Annotated in this window: 14 protein-coding genes; 13 read left to right on the plus strand and 1 reads right to left on the minus strand. The window is 41.3% G+C overall.

Features of this window, described 5'->3' with window-relative positions:
* The first annotated feature begins 667 nt into the window (after positions 1–667).
* From nrdJ to VB654_RS15800, 8 genes are all read left to right on the plus strand, one after another.
* Positions 668–5,044, plus strand: coding sequence for a ribonucleoside-triphosphate reductase, adenosylcobalamin-dependent (gene nrdJ, locus VB654_RS15765; RefSeq protein ID WP_323214721.1), 4,377 nt, complete (start codon positions 668–670; stop codon positions 5,042–5,044).
* Positions 5,045–5,182: 138 nt separating this feature from the next.
* Positions 5,183–5,401: a hypothetical protein gene (locus VB654_RS15770; RefSeq protein ID WP_323214722.1), complete on the plus strand. Its 219-nt coding sequence runs from the start codon at positions 5,183–5,185 to the stop codon at positions 5,399–5,401.
* 520 nt (positions 5,402–5,921) lie between these two features.
* On the plus strand, positions 5,922–9,332 hold the full coding sequence (locus tag VB654_RS15775) for a phycobilisome rod-core linker polypeptide (RefSeq protein ID WP_323214723.1): 3,411 nt from the start codon (positions 5,922–5,924) through the stop codon (positions 9,330–9,332).
* Between the two features lie 371 nt (positions 9,333–9,703).
* Positions 9,704–10,189, plus strand: coding sequence for an allophycocyanin subunit alpha (gene apcA / locus VB654_RS15780; RefSeq protein ID WP_323214724.1), 486 nt, complete (start codon positions 9,704–9,706; stop codon positions 10,187–10,189).
* Between the two features lie 69 nt (positions 10,190–10,258).
* The gene (gene apcB, locus VB654_RS15785; protein WP_193999007.1) at positions 10,259–10,744 is read left to right on the plus strand and encodes an allophycocyanin subunit beta; all 486 of its coding nucleotides are present in this window, start codon (positions 10,259–10,261) and stop codon (positions 10,742–10,744) included.
* Between the two features lie 228 nt (positions 10,745–10,972).
* Positions 10,973–11,179, plus strand: a complete 207-nt coding sequence (locus VB654_RS15790; protein ID WP_323197260.1) for a phycobilisome linker polypeptide — start codon at positions 10,973–10,975, stop codon at positions 11,177–11,179.
* A gap of 336 nt (positions 11,180–11,515) precedes the next feature.
* Positions 11,516–11,719, plus strand: coding sequence for an ATP-binding protein (locus tag VB654_RS15795; protein WP_323214725.1), 204 nt, complete (start codon positions 11,516–11,518; stop codon positions 11,717–11,719).
* Entirely contained in the window at positions 11,716–12,876 is a 1,161-nt protein-coding gene (locus tag VB654_RS15800; RefSeq protein ID WP_323214726.1) for a glycosyltransferase, read from the plus strand. The genes VB654_RS15795 and VB654_RS15800 overlap by 4 nt, the downstream gene beginning before the upstream one ends.
* Here the strand turns inward: VB654_RS15800 and VB654_RS15805 are convergent.
* Positions 12,837–14,048, minus strand: a complete 1,212-nt coding sequence (locus tag VB654_RS15805) for a glycosyltransferase family 4 protein (protein WP_323214727.1) — start codon at positions 14,046–14,048, stop codon at positions 12,837–12,839. The two genes, VB654_RS15800 and VB654_RS15805, sit on opposite strands and share 40 nt — an antisense overlap.
* Before the next feature lie 141 nt (positions 14,049–14,189).
* On the opposite strand from VB654_RS15805, the gene VB654_RS15810 reads away from it, so the two are divergent.
* From VB654_RS15810 to VB654_RS15830, 5 genes are all read left to right on the plus strand, one after another.
* On the plus strand, positions 14,190–15,101 hold the full coding sequence (locus VB654_RS15810; protein ID WP_323214728.1) for a hypothetical protein: 912 nt from the start codon (positions 14,190–14,192) through the stop codon (positions 15,099–15,101).
* The gene (locus VB654_RS15815; RefSeq protein WP_323214729.1) at positions 15,098–15,769 is read left to right on the plus strand and encodes a hypothetical protein; all 672 of its coding nucleotides are present in this window, start codon (positions 15,098–15,100) and stop codon (positions 15,767–15,769) included. Before VB654_RS15810 ends, VB654_RS15815 begins: the two co-directional genes overlap by 4 nt.
* Before the next feature lie 3 nt (positions 15,770–15,772).
* A complete protein-coding gene (locus VB654_RS15820; protein ID WP_323214730.1) occupies positions 15,773–16,381 on the plus strand; it encodes an FHA domain-containing protein in 609 nt (202 codons plus the stop codon).
* A 138-nt stretch (positions 16,382–16,519) separates the two neighbouring features.
* Positions 16,520–17,518 (plus strand): glycosyltransferase, encoded by a 999-nt coding sequence (locus tag VB654_RS15825; RefSeq protein WP_323214731.1) that lies wholly within the window; start codon positions 16,520–16,522, stop codon positions 17,516–17,518.
* Between the two features lie 25 nt (positions 17,519–17,543).
* Positions 17,544–18,740, plus strand: coding sequence for an FtsW/RodA/SpoVE family cell cycle protein (locus tag VB654_RS15830; protein WP_323214732.1), 1,197 nt, complete (start codon positions 17,544–17,546; stop codon positions 18,738–18,740).
* The last annotated feature ends 29 nt before the right edge of the window (positions 18,741–18,769 follow it).

The raw sequence follows: 18,769 nt of genomic DNA on the forward strand, positions 1-18,769 counted from the left end.
ATAAATATTGAATTGTTGACATAACAGCTTTATCAGGGACGTAGTTTGAATTATTCCCAAGTCCCCATTTTTCATTTCACCATTGGCTAAAAAACTAGGAAGTTTTGCCGCATGATGTTTTATAGTCTCATTCGATATAGGAATCCGGCTTGGTTCCTGTAGCTTGTGTGGCGTAGCCATATTTACTCGTAGAGGTAGGGAACAGGAAACAGGGAAGAAAGAATCAAGGTATAGGTCGTTGTGTATGGCTTATGCCACGCCAGCTATCAAAATTCAAATAGGAATCCTATATGTATCCAAATCTTATCAATAATAACTACTTAATCACGATTTTAGTTTGCCTATTCTTTAAGTAATTTCACTAGTTTGCAATAGTATATGTAACCAGAACAATCACATTTTTATCATGTCAATATAGGCAAAATCAAGCAATTTTTCGATGCTAACTAACTATTGAAAAACCATAACAAAGAATGAAATTATATACGTTTGAATTATAACACAGTACAAAACTTGCCACCAGAGCGAAAAGACATTATACACGATCAATTTCAGTTGTAATTAGTACCGGATGAGTGGTAGCGCAAAGTGGAAAATTTGGCAATCTTTAATCCAAAATCTAGTTAGCGTATAGTCATAATCTGTTCGCAAGCAATAAGACTTGATTATGGTTCGAGAGTTAGAAAGAAAACGTCAGAGTGCAGAATTTCCAGAAACCGCCCCAGCTGCGAATCCTGTCTTTTTTAGAACCTACAGCCGCCGCACAAAGGCAGGGCTGAGGGAAACATGGGATGAGGTATGCGATCGCACCCTCCAAGGCATCATTGAGTTAGGGAAGCTCAACCCAGCCGAAATTGCCATCCTAGAGAATATGCAACGCAACCTCAAAGCCTTACCCAGTGGACGCTGGTTATGGGTAGGTGGTACAGAATGGATCAGCAAACCCAAAAACTTTTCTGGGGCTTATAACTGCACCTCCACCAACCTGCAAGACTGGAGCGCTTTCGGGTTGATGATGGATTTAGCGATGATGGGTTGTGGGACTGGAGCCGTTATAGAACCGCAATATATTAATCAATTACCTCCCATCCGCAATTACTTAAATGTGACGGTAAATGGAGAAATTGGTAGCACATCTCCAGAATTACGCCGTGAATACACCCAAACCCAGATAGAAGGTAATAACGTTATCATCCATGTGGGAGATAGCCGGGAAGGTTGGGTAGAATCCTATAAAAGCTTATTGGAACTTTCCACAGATGAACGATTTACAGCAGAAGTGCAAGTAGTGGTTGATCTGAGCGATATTCGTCAGTCGGGAGAAACTCTCAAGGGCTTTGGAGGGGTGGCTAATCCTGTCAAGTTGCCAGGACTCTATCAGCGTTGTGTATCCATCCTCAATAAAGCCAGAGGACGACAATTAAATTCAGTGGAATGCTGTTTGTTAATCGATCAAGCTGCTGTCACAATTGTTGCAGGAAATATACGTAGAAGCGCGGGGATTCGTCAGTTTATTTCTGACGATGAACAAGGCGCAACTGCCAAAGATAACCTCTGGCAACAGGATGAAAATGGCAACTGGCGTATTGATCCTGACCGTGACGCTTTACGGATGGCCAACCATACAAGAGTGTTTCACCGTAAGCCCACATTAGAAGAATGTGTTGATGCTGTACGTAAACAATACTACAGTGGCGAAGGTGCAATTCAATGGGCTGGTGAAGCAGTAGCTCGATCCAACCGTGATTTACTACCAACACAAGAGTTAAAAGTTGATTTCTTGAAATCCTATGAACAAGGAACAGCAAAAGAGTGGTTACAAGCACACTATCCTGATTTGGATGCCAAAGAACTAGAACATCGTTTAGCTCGTTACGGCTTAAATCCTTGTATTACTGCTGACACTTGGATTCACACTGAATTAGGTGCGCGACAAGTCAAAGACTTGATAGGCAAACAATTGAGTGTATATGTCAATGGCGAATTATTCAGCACTACAACCGATGGCTTTTGGTTGACAGGAGTCAAACCTGTATTTAAAGTGATCACTCAAGAAGGCTATGAATTGCGTTTAACAGGCAATCATCAGCTACTGAAAGTAACAGCCCAAACCCAGAAAAAGCAATACACCGAGTGGGTAGAAACTCAAGATTTGCACCCTGGCGATTCTATTTTGGTTCATAACCATCGTGGAGTTCAACCTTGGGAAAGCTTTGGTACTTTTGAGCAGGGTTGGTTGCTGGGTAGTCTGATTGGCGATGGTAGCCTTGCTGCAACACAATGGGGTAAAACAGCCTATCTCCGATATTGGGAAGACACCCAAGACGAAATGGGCAGATATGCTGTAACTTTACTCAAAAATGCGATTGATTTTTCAGGTTCCACAGAATCCGGGTGCTACCATCAACAGCTAAAACATCGAGTCATCAATTCATCAAACTTGGCTCGATTGGCAGCAGATTATGATGTTACCTTAGAGAACAAAATACCCACAGATAAAATTGAGCAAGCCAGCTATGAGTTTTATCGTGGCTTTTTGCGTGGCTTGTTCGATGCTGATGGCAGTGTTCAAGGTAATCAACAAAAAGGTGTTAGTGTCAGACTGGCACAAAGCAATCTTGAAACCTTGAAGAGAGTTCAAAGAATGCTGTCCCGCTTGGGGATTATTTCTAGAATTTATCAAGAACGTCGTCCTGAAAGCTATCGTCATCTTCCTGATAGTAATCGTGAACCAGCTTTATATCTCTGTCAGGCACAGCATGAACTGGTGATTGCTAATGATAATATCTCTTCTTTCCAAACAATCGTGGGATTTCAGGAGCCGAAAAAAGCTGCACGCTTAGAAGAATTATGCGGTCAATACAAACGACAGCTAAATCGTGAGCGTTTCTCAGTTAAAATCAAAGACATTGTTCCAGATGGTGTAGAAGCAGTTTATGACTGTACTGTGCCTGGAGTTTCTCGATTTGATGCTAACGGCATTGTGGCACACAATTGTGGTGAAATTATCGGCTCTAACTTCCATTGTGTCAGTGGTGATACCTTACTAATCACTAGAGATGGAATCCACAAAATTGAAGATGTTGTGGGCTGTGAAGTTGAAATTTGGAATGGTGAAAAATGGAGTCAAGTCAAACCATTTCAAACAAGTAGCGATTCTCCCCTGTATCGTGTGCGGTTTGGAGACGGTACATATTTAGATGTGACTGAGTATCACCGCTTCTTTGTTAAAGATAGGTTTGGCAAGACTTACAAAGAAGTACAAACAAAAGATTTGATGGATACTAGCAAATATAGTATTCACACTGAGCCGTTTACAATTCAGTACGATGACGGATTGAGTATTGATGTCAGCTATGCTTACACTCTGGGCGCAGCTGTAGGAGATGGCACAACAGACCAAAATGACAATGCCAAAATTAGGTTATATGGCAAAAAAGCAGCTTTATCTGTTGCAGGAAATAAATCTGCAACCAGAGAGTATGACTACTTACCTAGTTTTACAGATGCTACAAACTTAGGTTTTTCTGGGGAATTTCTCAAAAGCCTGAAAATAAATCCAGAAGCCTTAAATGTCATTGCTAGTTGGAATCGTGCCGCAATTTTGCATTTTCTGGCTGGTTTAGCTGATACAGATGGCTCAAATACTCACAGCAATGGGATCAGAATTTATATCTCTGACTATGAGCGAGCATACCGAGTTCAGTTACTACTAACTAAGTGTGGTATTCGTTCATCTTTGAATCTTTGCGCTCATCAAGGGGCTGTGACTAACTATGGTGTTAGAAGCAAAGATTTATACTACTTGCAAATAACTGATTGTGGCGAGATTCCTTGTCAGCGATTGGATGTGAGTAAAGGTACAAATGCCAAGTGCAAAGGTAAATGGCAAGTTGTCAAGGGTGTTGAACAATTACCAGGATTACATAATACTTACTGCTTTAATGAGCCGGAGTATCATAAGGGCGTTTTTGGTAATACACTCACCGGAAACTGTAATCTTGCGGAGATACACTTAAATCAAATTGATCCACAGAACTATAAAGAACAGGAGGAGGCTTTCACGGCTGGGGCTTTATCTGTAGCAGCACTTTTAAATCATCAATTTTTAGAACCCCGCTATCAAGAAAGCCGGGAGTTAGATCCAATTGTGGGGGTTTCTTTCACAGGTTTATTTGATTTCTTTGTTCATGCTTTTGGTGTTGATTGGCTGCATTGGTGGGAAGAAGGAAGACCGGAAACTCCCCAAGGATTAGCCTTTAAGGAAGAAGAAAAGAAATATTTAACCTTCTGGAAAGATACGGTGCATCGAGTTGTGTGGGAATATTGCGATCGCCATCAAATAAAACGTCCCAATCGCTGTACTACAGTCCAACCCAGTGGCACTAAATCCTTGCTCACCGGCGCTAGTTCTGGCTGGCATCCCCCCAAAGCCCAAAGATTTATTCGCCGCATCACTTTTGGCAAAAATGACCCCGTAGCCCTAGCCTGTATTGACTACGGTTACAGTGTAATCCCCTCCCAATCTGACAAAGATGAACAGGGTAATTTGTTAAATGATCCTTTTGATCCTCGCGTTAGTGAATGGCTAGTAGAAATACCCGTAGCCGTATCTTGGGCTGATGTCCCAGGAGCAGACCAAATTGATGTTTCTCAATTCTCTGTACTAGCTCAATTTGATTTTGTCCTCCAAGTCCAGCGCTGGTATGTGACTCACAACACATCAGCTACCTTAGAATTGCGGTCTGAAGAAGTTGAAGGACTAGGACAAAAGATTTACGAAACCATCCAAAATGATCAGGGTTATATCTCCGCAGCACTTTTAGCTCGGTTTGATGACTTACAATCATTCCCCCGGCTACCATTTGAGCCAATAGACAAACTCACATACGAGCGTTTAAGTCAAGAAGTGAAAGAGCGACGCAACACAGATGATTTTTGTGCAGTTCTCAGCCGCTATGATTCCGGTGAGTTAACAGAAGCTGGCCCTAGTGGCTGTGACTCTGATAAGTGTATGTTTCCCGACCAGGGGCCAATGTCCTAGATTTCAGGAAAGATGCAGGGGGGAGTTGGTAAATTTACACTCCCAACTGCTTAACAACCTTTCCTCGTAGAGCAGCGATTCATCGCGTGTTTAACTTTCCAGGTTACGATCAATTCAAATAATAGGAGACGCTCAAATATGTTCATTGATGAATTGTCACCAATATTTAAACAATTGACCAAGCACCCAGTTTCATTTATGGGGGGATTTTTTTCTGGTGTGCTGCGACTCAACCTCAAGGATGACCCCGTAAAAAGCTGGCTGGATAAACAAATTAACTCAACTGGTTATACTACCCCCAGCAATGAGGCTCATAATGGCAAAGCTAACGGGCCTCAGAGAATTTCCATTGATTAAAATTTTCACGGATCTCAAAATCGACTAACCCAGAATTTACAGGTGAGGGTAGAACTGGGGAACAGAGAACAGCAAAGAAGCGATAGATTTCTACTCAGTCCTGTTTAAAAAAAAATTTTGTGGGGTAGGCATCTTGCCTGCCCTATAACTGTAGCATCTAGTTAATTTTTAATCAGCACATCATAAATTAAGTTAGTCAGACATTAAAATATATTAAAAAATAATACGTTTACAACAAAATGTGCTGGTAATTTTGTAACGGGTTGATACAAAACGATAGTGAATTTTCGCCCAAAAAGAATATGTACTGATTCCGGCAAACCCATTTGGATAACAGATTGTACATACTTCTTAATAAATCACCAGCGTCAACGCAAAACGTTTTAATCTAAAGCTAACTGGGTTAATTAACTGGCAGTTTTGCAGGTAGCACTCTTAGTCCATGCTCACACCGATGTGTCAAGCCTCAAAACAACCCAGATTTAACACATAAATAAATTAAAGGAGTTTTACAAATCTAATGAGCATTAAGGCAAGTGGTGGAAGCTCCGTTGCACGTCCGCAACTATATCAAACTCTGCCGGTGGCGACGATTTCCCAAGCCGAGCAGCAAGACCGCTTTTTGGGAAACGGTGAACTCAGCGAACTAGCAAGCTATTTTGCTTCTGGTGCAAAGCGTCTAGAAATTGCTCAAACTTTAACGGATAATTCCGAGATTATTGTTTCTCGCGCTGCCAACCGGATTTTTGTCGGTGGTTCGCCCATGGCTTTCTTAGAAAAGCCTAAAGAACGAGAACTAGCTATGGCTGGGGCGGTTGCTACATCTGAAGCAAGTGTTGCAGAAGGGATGAAACTAGGAACAGTCACCTACGTTGAAAGTCGTGGTGGTTTCCTAGAAAATTTACGTTCCATATTTAATTCCTCTCCTAGCGGCCCCATACCTCCAGGTTTTAGACCCATCAACGTCGCCCGTTATGGCCCTAGCAACATGGGTAAGAGCTTACGGGATTTATCCTGGTTCTTGCGTTATGCAACTTATGCAATTGTGGCTGGAGATCCCAATATTATCAGTGTAAACACACGGGGTTTGCGGGAAATCATTGAAAATGCTTGCTCTACTGAAGCCACATTGGTAGCTTTGCAGGAAATTAAAGCTGCATCACTTTCCTATTTCCGTAAGGATGCTGTGGCTACAGAAATTGTGTCTCAGTACATGGATGTTTTACTCAACGAGTTCAAAGCACCCACACCTTCTAACCAAGTTCGTCAACGTCCCTCTGGCGACCAACAAGGGCTACAACTGCCACAAATTTACTCCGTAGCAGCAGAACGTCGTCCTAAGTTTGCCATGAAGCCTGGTTTATCAGCCAGTGAAAAAATTGAGGTTGTGAAAGCAGCCTATCGGCAAATTTTTGAGCGCGATATTACCCGTGCTTATAGCTTGTCGATTTCTGACTTAGAATCTAAAGTCAAAAATGGCGATATCTCCATGAAGGAGTTTGTCCGCCGTCTCGCTAAATCTCCCCTTTACCAAAAACAGTTTTATCAGCCATTTATTAATAGCCGAGTTATTGAACTCGCTTTCCGTCACATTTTAGGACGGGGACCAAGTAGCCGAGAAGAAGTGCAAAAATACTTTGCGATTATTTCTAACGGCGGTCTACCAGCTTTGGTTGATGCTTTGGTTGATTCTGACGAATACGGCGATTACTTTGGCGAAGAGACTGTACCGTACTTGCGTGGTTTGGGTCAAGAAGCCCAAGAATGTCGTAACTGGGGACCACAGCAAGACCTGTTTAAATACAGTGCGCCTTTCCGCAAAGTACCTCAGTTTATTACGACTTTTGCGGCTTACGATCGCCCACTACCAGACCAACATCCTTACGGTTCTGGTAATGACCCCTTAGAAATTCAATTTGGGGCAATTTTCCCGAAAGAAACCCGCAACCCCAGCAGCAGTCCGGCTCCATTTGGTAAGGATACCCGCCGCATCTTGATTCACCAAGGGCCTGGGATTAATAATCAATTAAGTAATCCCCAAGCACGGGGCGAGGCTCCTGGTACTCTGGGACGGAAGGTGTTTAAGCTGGATCAAGTTCCTTCTACTCTCAGCAGAAAGGGTGGTCAAGGTGTCAGCGTCAAGTTCTCAGAAAGTTCTACCCAAGCGGTAATTAGAGCTATTTACCTCCAAGTTTTTGGTCGTGACGTTTACGAAGGTCAACGCCTGAAGGTGGCAGAAATTAAGCTAGAAAACGGCGAAATTACTGTCCGCGAGTTTGTCCGCATTTTGGCGAAGTCGGATTTATTCCGCAAGCTGTACTGGACATCGCTGTATGTTTGTAAATCAATCGAGTATATGCACCGCCGCTTGTTGGGTCGTCCTACCTACGGTCGTCAAGAAAACAACAAGTATTTTGATATTGCGGCGAAGAAAGGTTTCTACGCTGTGGTTGATGCCATTCTTGATACCCCAGAGTATAGCGAGGCATTTGGTGAGGATACAGTACCTTACGAACGGTATTTGACTCCGGCTGGTGTGTCCTTGCGTCAGTTGCGCGTTGGTAGTATTCGTGAAGATGTCGGAACTGGGAAGGTTGAAAAAGTCGAAACACCTCGCTTTGTGGAACTGGGTACAGTCACAGAAAACCGCACCGAACCTGATATCCAATTCCGCATTAATCAAGGTGTTACCAAGAAGCGCGAACAAAGCAAAGTCTTTAAGCTAATAGCAAATACTAGCAATAAAGTTGCTGTCAATACTTTAATTAGCGCTGCTTATCGTCAGATTTTTGAGCGTGATGTTGCACCTTACATCATCAAGAATGAGTTTTCAGCTTTAGAAAGCAAGCTGGGTAACGGCGAAATCAGTGTGAAGGAATTTATTGCTGGTTTGGGTTACTCGAATCTCTACTTGAAAGAGTTCTACACACCCTATCCCAACACCAAGGTGATTGAGTTGGGAACAAAGCATTTCTTGGGACGTGCGCCGATAGACCAAGCTGAAATCCGTAAGTACAACCAGATTTTAGCTACTCAAGGGATTCGTGCCTTTATTACTGAGATGGTGGAAAGTGCGGAATATAGCCAAGCTTTCGGTGAAGATACAGTTCCTTATCGTCGCTTCCCCACTCTGCCGGCGGCTAACTTCCCCAATACGCAAAAGCTTTACAACCAACTGACGAAGCAAAATAAAGATGTGGTTGTGCCGAGCTTTGAGACTGTGAAGCCCCGCATGAACTCAGCGAATATGCCTATTTTAGCGAAGGCGATCGCAGATTTGGCAGCCCAAGCCAAAGCTATGGACAAAACCAAGCCGTTGTTCATTGAGTTGGGTCGTTCTTTCAATGATGGTCGTGGTCAATCTGTGGAAGTGGGTGTAGGTACTAGCCGCCGCAAACCAGCACGGATTCACCGCATGACTATGAATACAAATCAAGCAGAGAAGCAACAGGTCATTAATGCTGCTTACTGCCAAATTTTGGATATATTTAGCGGTCAAGTTCCCCAAGACTTCCGCCGTTCTAACTTAGATAGCAAACTGCGGAACGGGGAAATTTCTGTCCGGGAGTTTGTTAGAGAGTTGGCTAGTTCCGAAATCTACCGCAAACGCTTCTATACACCTTATCCCAACACCAAGGTGATTGAATTCCTATTCCGTCACATATTGGGACGCGCACCAGCCACACAAGGCGAAATCCGCCAATATAACAAGTTGCTGGCTGATAGCGGTTTAAGGGCTGCTGTAGAGGCAATTGTGGATAGTCAAGAGTATGCCCGCTTCTTTGGTGAAGATGTCGTACCTTATCCTCGCTACCCATCACTACCAGCTGGGAACTACCTCGGTAGCGTCCAAGCTGCTGCTGACTTAGTGAAGCAATCTTGGTCTAGTTTGTCACCTGCTGTACTGACAGGTCGCCCAAGCGATCGCTAGGAGTTAGAAGTTAGGGATTAGGGACTGGGGACTGGAGATTGGAAACTGGGGACTCGAAAAATTTCCCCCCTGCCTCTTCCCCCTGCTCCCTGCTCCCCTTGTGTAATAACGCTTTCCGGCAAAAAATGGCTGTTAAATCTGAAAATTAATATTACAAAGTATTAAGAAGAGTCATAAATGCTCAACAGAATGCCGGAAAATGTTTTGCGGAAGGCAGTTGAATTTTCTCTCATACTCGTCATGCGATAGCTATGGCAATTGTTTAATTGTTTTCTCTAAAGCAGCGAGAACAGAAAGCTACTGCTCAACCAATTTAAAGTCTCGCCAGTTTTTTCAAATTCTGGTTTCATTAGTACTGGAGGAATCCATTAATGAGTATCGTCACGAAGTCCATCGTGAATGCTGATGCAGAAGCCCGCTATCTTAGCCCTGGCGAACTGGATCGGATCAAAAGTTTTGTTGCCGGTGGTGAACGTCGCCTCCGCATCGCTCAAATTTTGACCGAAAACCGCGAGCGCATTGTTAAGCAAGCTGGTGATCAGTTGTTCCAAAAGCGCCCTGATGTTGTTTCTCCTGGTGGAAACGCTTACGGACAAGAAATGACCGCTACTTGTCTGCGTGACCTAGACTACTACCTCCGCCTCGTCACCTACGGAATTGTTTCCGGTGATGTTACCCCCATCGAAGAAATCGGTGTTGTGGGTGTGCGCGAAATGTACAAGTCCCTCGGCACTCCTATTGACGCTGTGGCTGGTGGCGTTAACGCGATGAAGAATGTTGCTGCTACCTTGTTGTCTGCTGAAGACTCTGGTGAAGCTGGCGCTTACTTCGATTACCTAGTCGGTGCGATGCAGTAAGCTGAAGCTCTTTTTACTTCTGCTGAAACATAAGTATTGCAAAAAGGTTGGAAATAAGGAAATAACGACATGCAAGACGCAATTACCTCTGTCATTAACGCTTCAGACGTTCAAGGTAAATACTTGGATACTGCGGCTCTAGAAAAGCTCAAAGGCTACTTTGTAACTGGTGAACTACGTGTACGCGCTGCTACAGCCATCAGTGCTAATGCAGCTGCGATCGTTAAAGAAGCAGTAGCTAAGTCTTTGTTATACTCTGATATCACTCGTCCCGGTGGAAATATGTACACCACCCGTCGCTATGCTGCTTGCATCCGCGATTTGGACTACTACCTACGTTACTCGACCTACGCTATGTTAGCTGGTGATCCTTCGATCCTAGACGAGCGCGTATTGAATGGCTTGAAAGAAACCTACAACTCCTTGGGTGTTCCCGTAGGTGCTACTGTACAAGCTATCCAAGCTATCAAAGAAGTAACCGCTAGCTTAGTCGGTCCCGACGCTGGTAAAGAAATGGGCGTTTACTTAGACTATATCTCCTCTGGCTTAAGCTAAGAGTTAGTTGGCACTTAATACATTAGGTGCGACTTGATTGCGGTCTGGAAATCAACTGTGAGTGTTAGAACGTTCTATTGCTTATATCGTCAATGAGTGTTAGCGGTCTAGTATTGATAGTTGACTTCCAGACTTGGAGTGACTAATTTAAATATTTGCATAGAATATACACTCCCATTTTTTTTTGTAATAAAAAACTTTTCACAATCACCGTAGGAGATTTAAGATATGGCTCGTTTGTTTAAAGTTACTGCTTGTGTCCCCAGCCAATCTCGCATTCGTACTCAAAGAGAGTTGCAAAATACTTACTTTACCAAGCTAGTTCCTTACGAAAACTGGTTCCGTGAACAGCAACGTATTCAAAAAATGGGTGGCAAAATTGTGAAAGTAGAACTAGCAACTGGTAAACAAGGTACTAATGCTGGGTTGATGTAATTAATATATAACGAACATCATTCTAGGGAGTTGTCAAGAGGTCGAGGTAGACCTCTTTTTTGTTGGGAATTTTACAGTTCACTAGTCAAATATCTTTACAAAGCTGCATCCTTAAGTATAGTCTAGCAAAAATCCTGCATTGAATCGTGGCATAAAAGTGATCTAAAGTTACCCATAAGTATATATATTTAGCTAATATACTTAGCTCATCAACTCAACTAAATATGACTAGTATAAATATTGATGCAATTGCATTGGTGTAGTATTGAATACTAGTAGTTATTTTTATGGTTTCCTGGTCTTCCTGTTGTAAAGAGTCTTTAAAATTAAGGTTTGATGGAAGTACACTTTACCTTGGAGATAATGGGTAAAGGCACAGGATTAGGGTTATCAATTAGCTATGAAATTATAGTAGAAAAACACGGTGGCAATCTGAGTTGTATTTCAGAACCAGGACAGGGAACTGAGTTTTTGATTGAAATTCCTATATCGATGAATAGCCCATCAAATCAGATTAATTTCAAACCAAAAGTTGAATGAAGCGTCTTTTATTGATTACAGAACGGTTTGCACCAGATTTAGGAGGTTTGGCTAGTAGTGCTACGCGCCTTGTAACTACGCTTTGCCAATTGAGTATAGAAGTTGATGTTGTTACTTGGAGTCGTTATTTACAACCTGGGGAAGTTTTACCACCGGAAATGGTAGAGGCTAAGTATCGAATTTATCGTATAGGCTTATACCGTCATTGGGATATGACGATGCCTCATACGTTGAATGTCTTGGACTGGTTGCAGCAAACTCGTGGGTATGATGCTATCTGGGGTCATTATCTTTTTCCCAGTGGTTTTTTGGCTACTTGGTTTGCCGGACTAAAAAATATACCCAGTACCGTTAGCGCCCGTGGTAATGATATTGACAGAGAAATGTTTCCGCCTGGTGATTTTGCTCGTCTGCAATGGACGCTAAAACAGGCTAAGGTGATTACGGCTGTCAGTGCTGATATGTCTCGCAAAATACAGTTACTGAGTGGACGGGATGATGTGTTGGTGCTGAAAAATGCGGTGGATACAAATATATTTTCTTTATTAAAATCAGGCGAAATTACGCGGGAGAAGTTAGGAATTGCACCTGATGAGGTTGTTTTAGGTTTTTGTGGGGAGTTGCGGGAAAAGAAAGGCCAGCAATTTTTGTTAAATGCTTTGACAACAGTTCGCAGTCAGCGTCCGGCTTGTTTGTTAATTATCGGTGAGGTAAGGGCTTCTCAGGAATCTATACTACAAGTTTATAAAACTCAACAGCCAGAAAATGCCCAGCGAATTATCGTTACGGGACATTTATCTAATTCTGAGTTAGTGGCGCAATATCTCCGGTTGTGCGATGTTTATCTCCAGCCTTCGCTGTGGGAGGGAATGCCAAATGCGCTACTAGAAGCGATGGCTTGTGGTTGTTGCTGTATTGCTAGTGATGCGGGTGGAATTCCAGAGGTGATTTTACATGGTGAAAATGGTTTTATGTTGCCTCGTTCTCAGTTACATAAATTAGGTGAGGCGGTGTTGGAATGTTTAACTATGCCGATAGAACAGAAAAATGGTATTGTTCAAGCAGCAAGCGATCGCATTCTCAATGAATATTCTATCGCTCAAGAGCAACAACAACTTCAAATTTTACTTAATCGTTTGATGCCCAATTGGGTATAAGCAGTGGTTAAGGTTGCACCGGCAAGTTTCCAACTATACTTCTCTTCAATGCGCTGGCGGGCATTTTTAGCCAGGTTGGTAGCTAATTTCGGGTCATTGTGTAACTGCAAAACGGCATCTTTAATGGCTTTGGCTGAACCTGGTTTGACTAATAAAAAATGTACTTTGTTTTCGCCTAGTTCACGGACTACAGGCAAATCACTAGCAATTATAGGGACTCCCGTGGCCATACCTTCTAAAATCTTTAGGGGACAACAACCTTGAACTAAGTTGCGATCGCTGGGCATTAATGGTGCCAAAATAATATCAGCAGCGTGGATATGTTCAATTAGCTGTGTTTGTGATGTGGGTTCTAAAATAGTTAACTTATCTGCCATTCCTAACTTTAACGCCAGCTGCTTTAACTTTTTGATTTGATTCTCTCTGGCTTGTCCAATTATTGTTAAATCAGCAGGAACATCTTTATTTACTAATTCTAAAGCTTCTATGGCTAAATTCACACCTTGCCAGGGTGCAAGTGTCCCAAAATAAATGATTTGGATAACTGCTGGGCGCTTAATTGTGGCTGGTAAAATACCACCAGAATGATGATAGGTAAACACATCGAAATCTACACCGTTGGGAATCACTTTAATTTTATTAGCTGGTATATCCCGATTTTGCAAATAAGCAGCAGTCACATGGCTGAGTGTGATAATTAAGTCGGCTACTGTTAAACAAATTTGTTCTTGGGTGTGTAATTTGTGTAGTAGTTCTCTATCTTCAGCTACTCCAGGATAACGATATTTTAGTTCTATGGAAGGTAAACCGTTGACTTCAAAAATTAACTTCTCACAATATTGCTTTTTATTAAATGCTATCACAAATCCTTCATAAATTGAACGAATATGAATGGCTGTAAATTGGCGATTTTGTAACCAAACCCGGAGATTATTTTGAAAATATAAAACTCTAGAAATTAAATTCCTACCAACAGCAGGTAACATTGTTTGCTGCACTTGTAAGAATATTTGCTCATTATCTATTGCTTCTGCGGTAGGAGAAACTGTGACTAATGCGATATCGCCAAAAGCTGCTGCTAAAGCCTGAGAAAAAGCGGCAATATGGATAGCTGCGCCCTTTGGTGCTGGGACAATATCAAAGGATATATAGGCTATCTGTTGTTTATTCATAAACATTTATATACCTGATTGACACTGCATTTTTTACTTTGTTATACTAGCAGCGATTTATACTTGTATATCTCATCTACTTGGAGTTGAAAAATAATTTAAATAAACTTAATAAAATAAATTAATGGAGTACAGATTCAAATGCCTATTGAATTACAAAAGCTACGCCAAAGTTTAATCTATGAAGATACAGCAATTTTGGATAGTATTAAAACGGATTTAGATGATATAGCAGCACTTTCGCAACTTGCGGAAATCAAGAAAAATAAATTTGGCAAACAAGCCATTTATTATTTTGTAGGGGCAGCAATTTTAGGGGTTATTAGCTTTAGTTTATCTGGTGCTGCCGCAGTATCTGGGTTTTTAGGTATAGTAGCGTTTTTAATCAATCTGGGTTTAATTGGTTTAATCATAGCTTGGATTTATACGTTATTCATGATGTCTAAATTCGGGAGATTAAATTTAATTAATTATCGATATAATCTCATACTTCGACTCATGGAAATGCTGGCTAGAGATTTAGATGAGACAAATTTAATTTATCTAAAATTGTCTTTTAAGAAAAATGAGACAAATGAGCATAAAACAAATACTATAGAGCATCCCTACAAGAGTGGATGGAAGATAGATATCTATGAAAATCAATGGTTAAACATTAAAGGACGCTTTTTAGATAAAACGCGTTTTGTGTTAACTATTACTGGTTTATCTAAAAAACAATATGGTTGGAAACGTAGCAGCAGTGGTAAAAGTAAATACAAATCTAAAATTAAATCAGGAGGGTTAGAGATTAATCTGATTTTAACATATCCTCAACGCCGCTATGGAGCCGTGAAAGTCTTGCAAAATGATGTTAGAGAGGCGATAAAAATTCCTCAATTAGCTGCTGTGAGAGGGTTGAAAATTACAGATAGAACTATAAATTTTACTGTGAGGATTGACCCACAGTTTGCAGAAAATCAAGAAAAAATATATCAAACAATTGTAGCAATGTTTTTAAGTCTTTATCAAGTTCTGAATTTAGCAAAAATGCTTTCCAAGGAAGCTGTATGAATAATAAAATTGTGAGATTTTTAGCTTTAGGATTTCTAATTACTGCTCTTTTAAGCTGTAGTAGCAACCCAACAACAAATACAACTGAGCAACAGAATACTCCGCCAGAAGCAGTTACAGCAACTAATGTTGATAATCAGATTGGAAAAATTAAATTTAAAACAGAGTTTGGCAGGGAATTATTTTCTTTAAAACAGCAAACTAATGGCATAAAATTAGTTGATGAAAATGACCAGGAATTAGCTAGAATCAGAGAAAATACCCCAGGAAAACTGAAAATTAAAAACCCTTTAGAACAAGTTTTGGGTTATGTCATCAGGGAAAAAGGTCAGTGGAAGCTAGAAAATTCAGAAGAAAGTCAAGTGTTGTATATTCTTAAACGCCAGAATGATGGACACTATACTTTAGAGGATGCTGCTAATAAAGCAATTTATCAAATTAAGATGCAAAATCAAGGCTGGGAGATTAATCAACCAAACCAAAGCCTAATTTACCATATCAGGATTCGAGATGGTAAAACTTCTTTGAGAGATACATCAGCAACCACAGTTTTTTCGACAAAATCAGAGATTTCACCCATTGCATTCGCTTGTTTTGGTTTGGATGTTCTCACTCGTGAACAACAAGCGGCCTTAGCTTATGCTGTAAATTCAACAGGAGGGCAGTAAAAGTTGCAGATTCAATTGAGTTGGATAGATCCTAATACAGAAGAACGCCGAGAACCATTATTCACTACTCCAGTGGCTATTGGCAAGAACTTTGAAGAAATGCCAGCAGAAATTAATGATAAATTAGTTTCTAGAGTGGTGATTGCAGATGATTTAGTTGCAGGTTATCATGTTTTAATTACTGAGGAAAATCAACGGTTAATTGCGATTTCCCAAGATTCAAATATGGGAATGAAAATTAATAGTTTGCACAAGAGTAATGGTAGTTTAAAAGATGGCGATCGCTTGCAAGTTGGTAACTGCGAAATTGTGGTAAACTTGACAGCAACAAACCTATGCGATCGCATGGTAGGATTTCTGTTTAAACGAAGGTGCGATCGCACTGATCAAACAGACTGTCCCTACTGTTACCAGTCCTATGAAGAAGACTATGCTTTTTATTCCGGTTATGGCAATTATCGCTCCGGTTACTGGGGTGATAACTATTATGATAACCGTGATGGCTATTTCTATGACCCCTCTACTGGTAATGTCAACTTTACAGAAGCTGATGCTATTAGTTTAGAACGTGAAAGTGATGGTAATTTTGAATATGATATGGGTGCTAGTTGAGTGGGGAAAGTGCTGAGTGGGGAAAGTGCTGAGTGCTGAGTGCTGAGTGCTGAGTGCTGAGTGGGGAAAGTGCTGAGTGCTGAGTGCTGAGTGCTGAGTTTGAATTAAGAACTTTTTAAAATTAATTACTTTTCACTATTGCATAAAACTTGGTTAATTTACGCCCTTGGTGGCGGTTGGGGACATTTAACTCGTGCTTTGTCTTTGGGTAGAATTGCTGCAAAACAGAGAAAAGTCAGAATTATTACTAATAGTCCTTATGCACAGAAAATCAGTCATGAAGGTTGTTTAGTACATTGGATTCCTGATGATGCTGGATTTTCGGCAACTTGTCTAAAAGTCCAAGAAATTTTACTCAATATTGATTATGACTGCTTAATTGTTGATACCTTTCCCAGAGGTTTGGGTGGTGAATTGGCAAATATTCTACCTCAATTACACTCTATACCACGAATCTTAATTCATCGAGATATTAACCCTAAATATATTATTGCTAAAAATTTACGGGATTTTGTAACGGCAAATTTTAACATGGTGATTATACCGGGAGAAGGTACAGATTTAGGTTTAGCAGATTTGCCTGGTGTTCAGCATACAGCACCTTGGTTGATTCGTAATGCTGAAGAATTACCAGAGAGAAACGCCACGCGAACATCGCGTATTCTAAAAGTAGATAAACCTGTGAAAATCATCCTAGTGTGTGCAGCAGGTCAAGCATCAGAATTAGATATCTTTACTCAAATCACACTGCGACTCCATCAAGAATTTCCTGAATGTGCTGTCAGAATTTTAGCCGCTAATTGTCCTAATAATTGTCCTGAAAACTTGTGGATATCTCACCATCCAGGTATAGAATGCCTAGCAGCAGCTGATATAGTCATCGGTGGGGGGGGATACAACACAGTTTATGAATGTGCCGCCGTGGGTGTACCTTTAGTAGCATTACCACTCAAGCGATTGTACGACCGTCAAGCAAAAAGAGCTAGTCAAAGTTATTATATCCAGAATATTGAACAAGCAATCGCTACTGTGAGAATATTGCTAAACCCAGTAAAAACAGCAAAAAACCAGTCTGCGCCAGCTTATGTTAATGGTGCTGTGCAAGCAATGTATCAAATTATGAGTTATAAGTTGTGAGTTATGAGTTTTACTGTACTAAATCGTGAATCTACGCCACCTGATTCCATTTCTTGATGATTCCGTCTCCACCTGGGCCTTAGAGGCACGGTTACTGCGCTGGTTAACATTAATTTGGCTATTTGTCGGCTTAATTATGCTGTTTTCAGCATCATATCCTGTAGCTGAAGCCCGACAAGGAGATGGACTGTACTACTTTAAGCGCCAAATTGTTTGGGTCTTCTTCGCCCTCATTGGCTTCAACATGATTGTGAATCTTCCCTTACGGAAAATTTTGGGCAAGACTCATTGGTTTATAGCACTGTTTTTGCTGTTAATCTTCGCAACATTGATACCAGGATTGGGTAGAAAGGCTTTCGATGCAGCCCGTTGGATAGCCATTGGCCCCATTCCCCTACAACCTTCAGAATTAATTAAACCCTTTTTGGTGCTGCAAAGTGCGCGACTGTTTGGACAGTGGGAAAGGTTGAGTTGGCCAATTCGCTTAACTTGGTTAGGTGTTTTTTGTTTAGTAATTTTAGGAATTTTGGCACAACCTAACTTAAGTACAGCCGCACTCTGCGGAATGACTATTTGGTTAATTGCCTTAGCAGCTGGATTACCTTACAAATACTTAGGCGGAACAGCGTTTGGGGGGCTAATGTTAGCATTAATTAGTATTACCCTCAAAGAGTATCAGCGCAGGCGGGTCATGTCATTCCTCAATCCTTGGGCTGACCCTAGAGGTGATGGCTACCAACTAATACAAAGTTTGTTAGCAGTTGGTTCTGGTCAAACTTGGGGGGTTGGGTTTGGGCTTTCTCAACAAAAGCTGTTTTATTTACCAATTCAGGACACCGATTTTATTTTTGCTGTATTCGCCGAAGAATTTGGCTTTGTTGGCAGTATTGTTATGTTGGCAATCTTAGGTTTATTCACCACTATGGGATTCATCGTGGCATTAAAGGCTAAGAATATAGTCAATCGACTAGTAGCCATCGGTATTACAACCGTGATTATCGGACAATCATTGTTACATATTGCCGTGTCCACAGGTGCATTACCCACCACAGGTTTACCCCTACCCATGTTTAGCTATGGTGGTAATTCCATGATTTCCAGCCTAGTGAGTATAGCTTTGCTGATTCGGGTAGCCCGCGAGAGTAGTGAAGCGGAGGTAGTCCCATTGAGAAAACCTCAGTCTCAGAACTTGCGTCAGCACCGGAATTTACAGAGAAAGTAAAAATCTAAATTCGCAATCCCATAATTATA

Origin of the sequence: Nodularia sp. UHCC 0506 (assembly GCF_034931045.1) — a bacterium.
In the GTDB taxonomy this organism is placed as follows: domain Bacteria; phylum Cyanobacteriota; class Cyanobacteriia; order Cyanobacteriales; family Nostocaceae; genus Nodularia.

Excerpts from the sequence above, each read along its gene's own strand:
- VB654_RS15770 (WP_323214722.1), top strand. The coding sequence starts at position 5,183 with ATGTTCATTGATGAATTGTCACCAATATTTAAACAATTGACCAAGCAC.
- VB654_RS15775 (WP_323214723.1), top strand. The coding sequence starts at position 5,922 with ATGAGCATTAAGGCAAGTGGTGGAAGCTCCGTTGCACGTCCGCAACTA.
- VB654_RS15800 (WP_323214726.1), top strand. The coding sequence starts at position 11,716 with ATGAAGCGTCTTTTATTGATTACAGAACGGTTTGCACCAGATTTAGGA.
- apcA (WP_323214724.1), top strand. The coding sequence starts at position 9,704 with ATGAGTATCGTCACGAAGTCCATCGTGAATGCTGATGCAGAAGCCCGC.
- apcB (WP_193999007.1), top strand. The coding sequence starts at position 10,259 with ATGCAAGACGCAATTACCTCTGTCATTAACGCTTCAGACGTTCAAGGT.
- nrdJ (WP_323214721.1), top strand. The coding sequence starts at position 668 with ATGGTTCGAGAGTTAGAAAGAAAACGTCAGAGTGCAGAATTTCCAGAA.
- VB654_RS15815 (WP_323214729.1), top strand. The coding sequence starts at position 15,098 with ATGAATAATAAAATTGTGAGATTTTTAGCTTTAGGATTTCTAATTACT.
- VB654_RS15810 (WP_323214728.1), top strand. The coding sequence starts at position 14,190 with ATGCCTATTGAATTACAAAAGCTACGCCAAAGTTTAATCTATGAAGAT.
- VB654_RS15795 (WP_323214725.1), top strand. The coding sequence starts at position 11,516 with ATGGAAGTACACTTTACCTTGGAGATAATGGGTAAAGGCACAGGATTA.
- VB654_RS15805 (WP_323214727.1), bottom strand. The coding sequence starts at position 14,048 with ATGAATAAACAACAGATAGCCTATATATCCTTTGATATTGTCCCAGCA.
- VB654_RS15790 (WP_323197260.1), top strand. The coding sequence starts at position 10,973 with ATGGCTCGTTTGTTTAAAGTTACTGCTTGTGTCCCCAGCCAATCTCGC.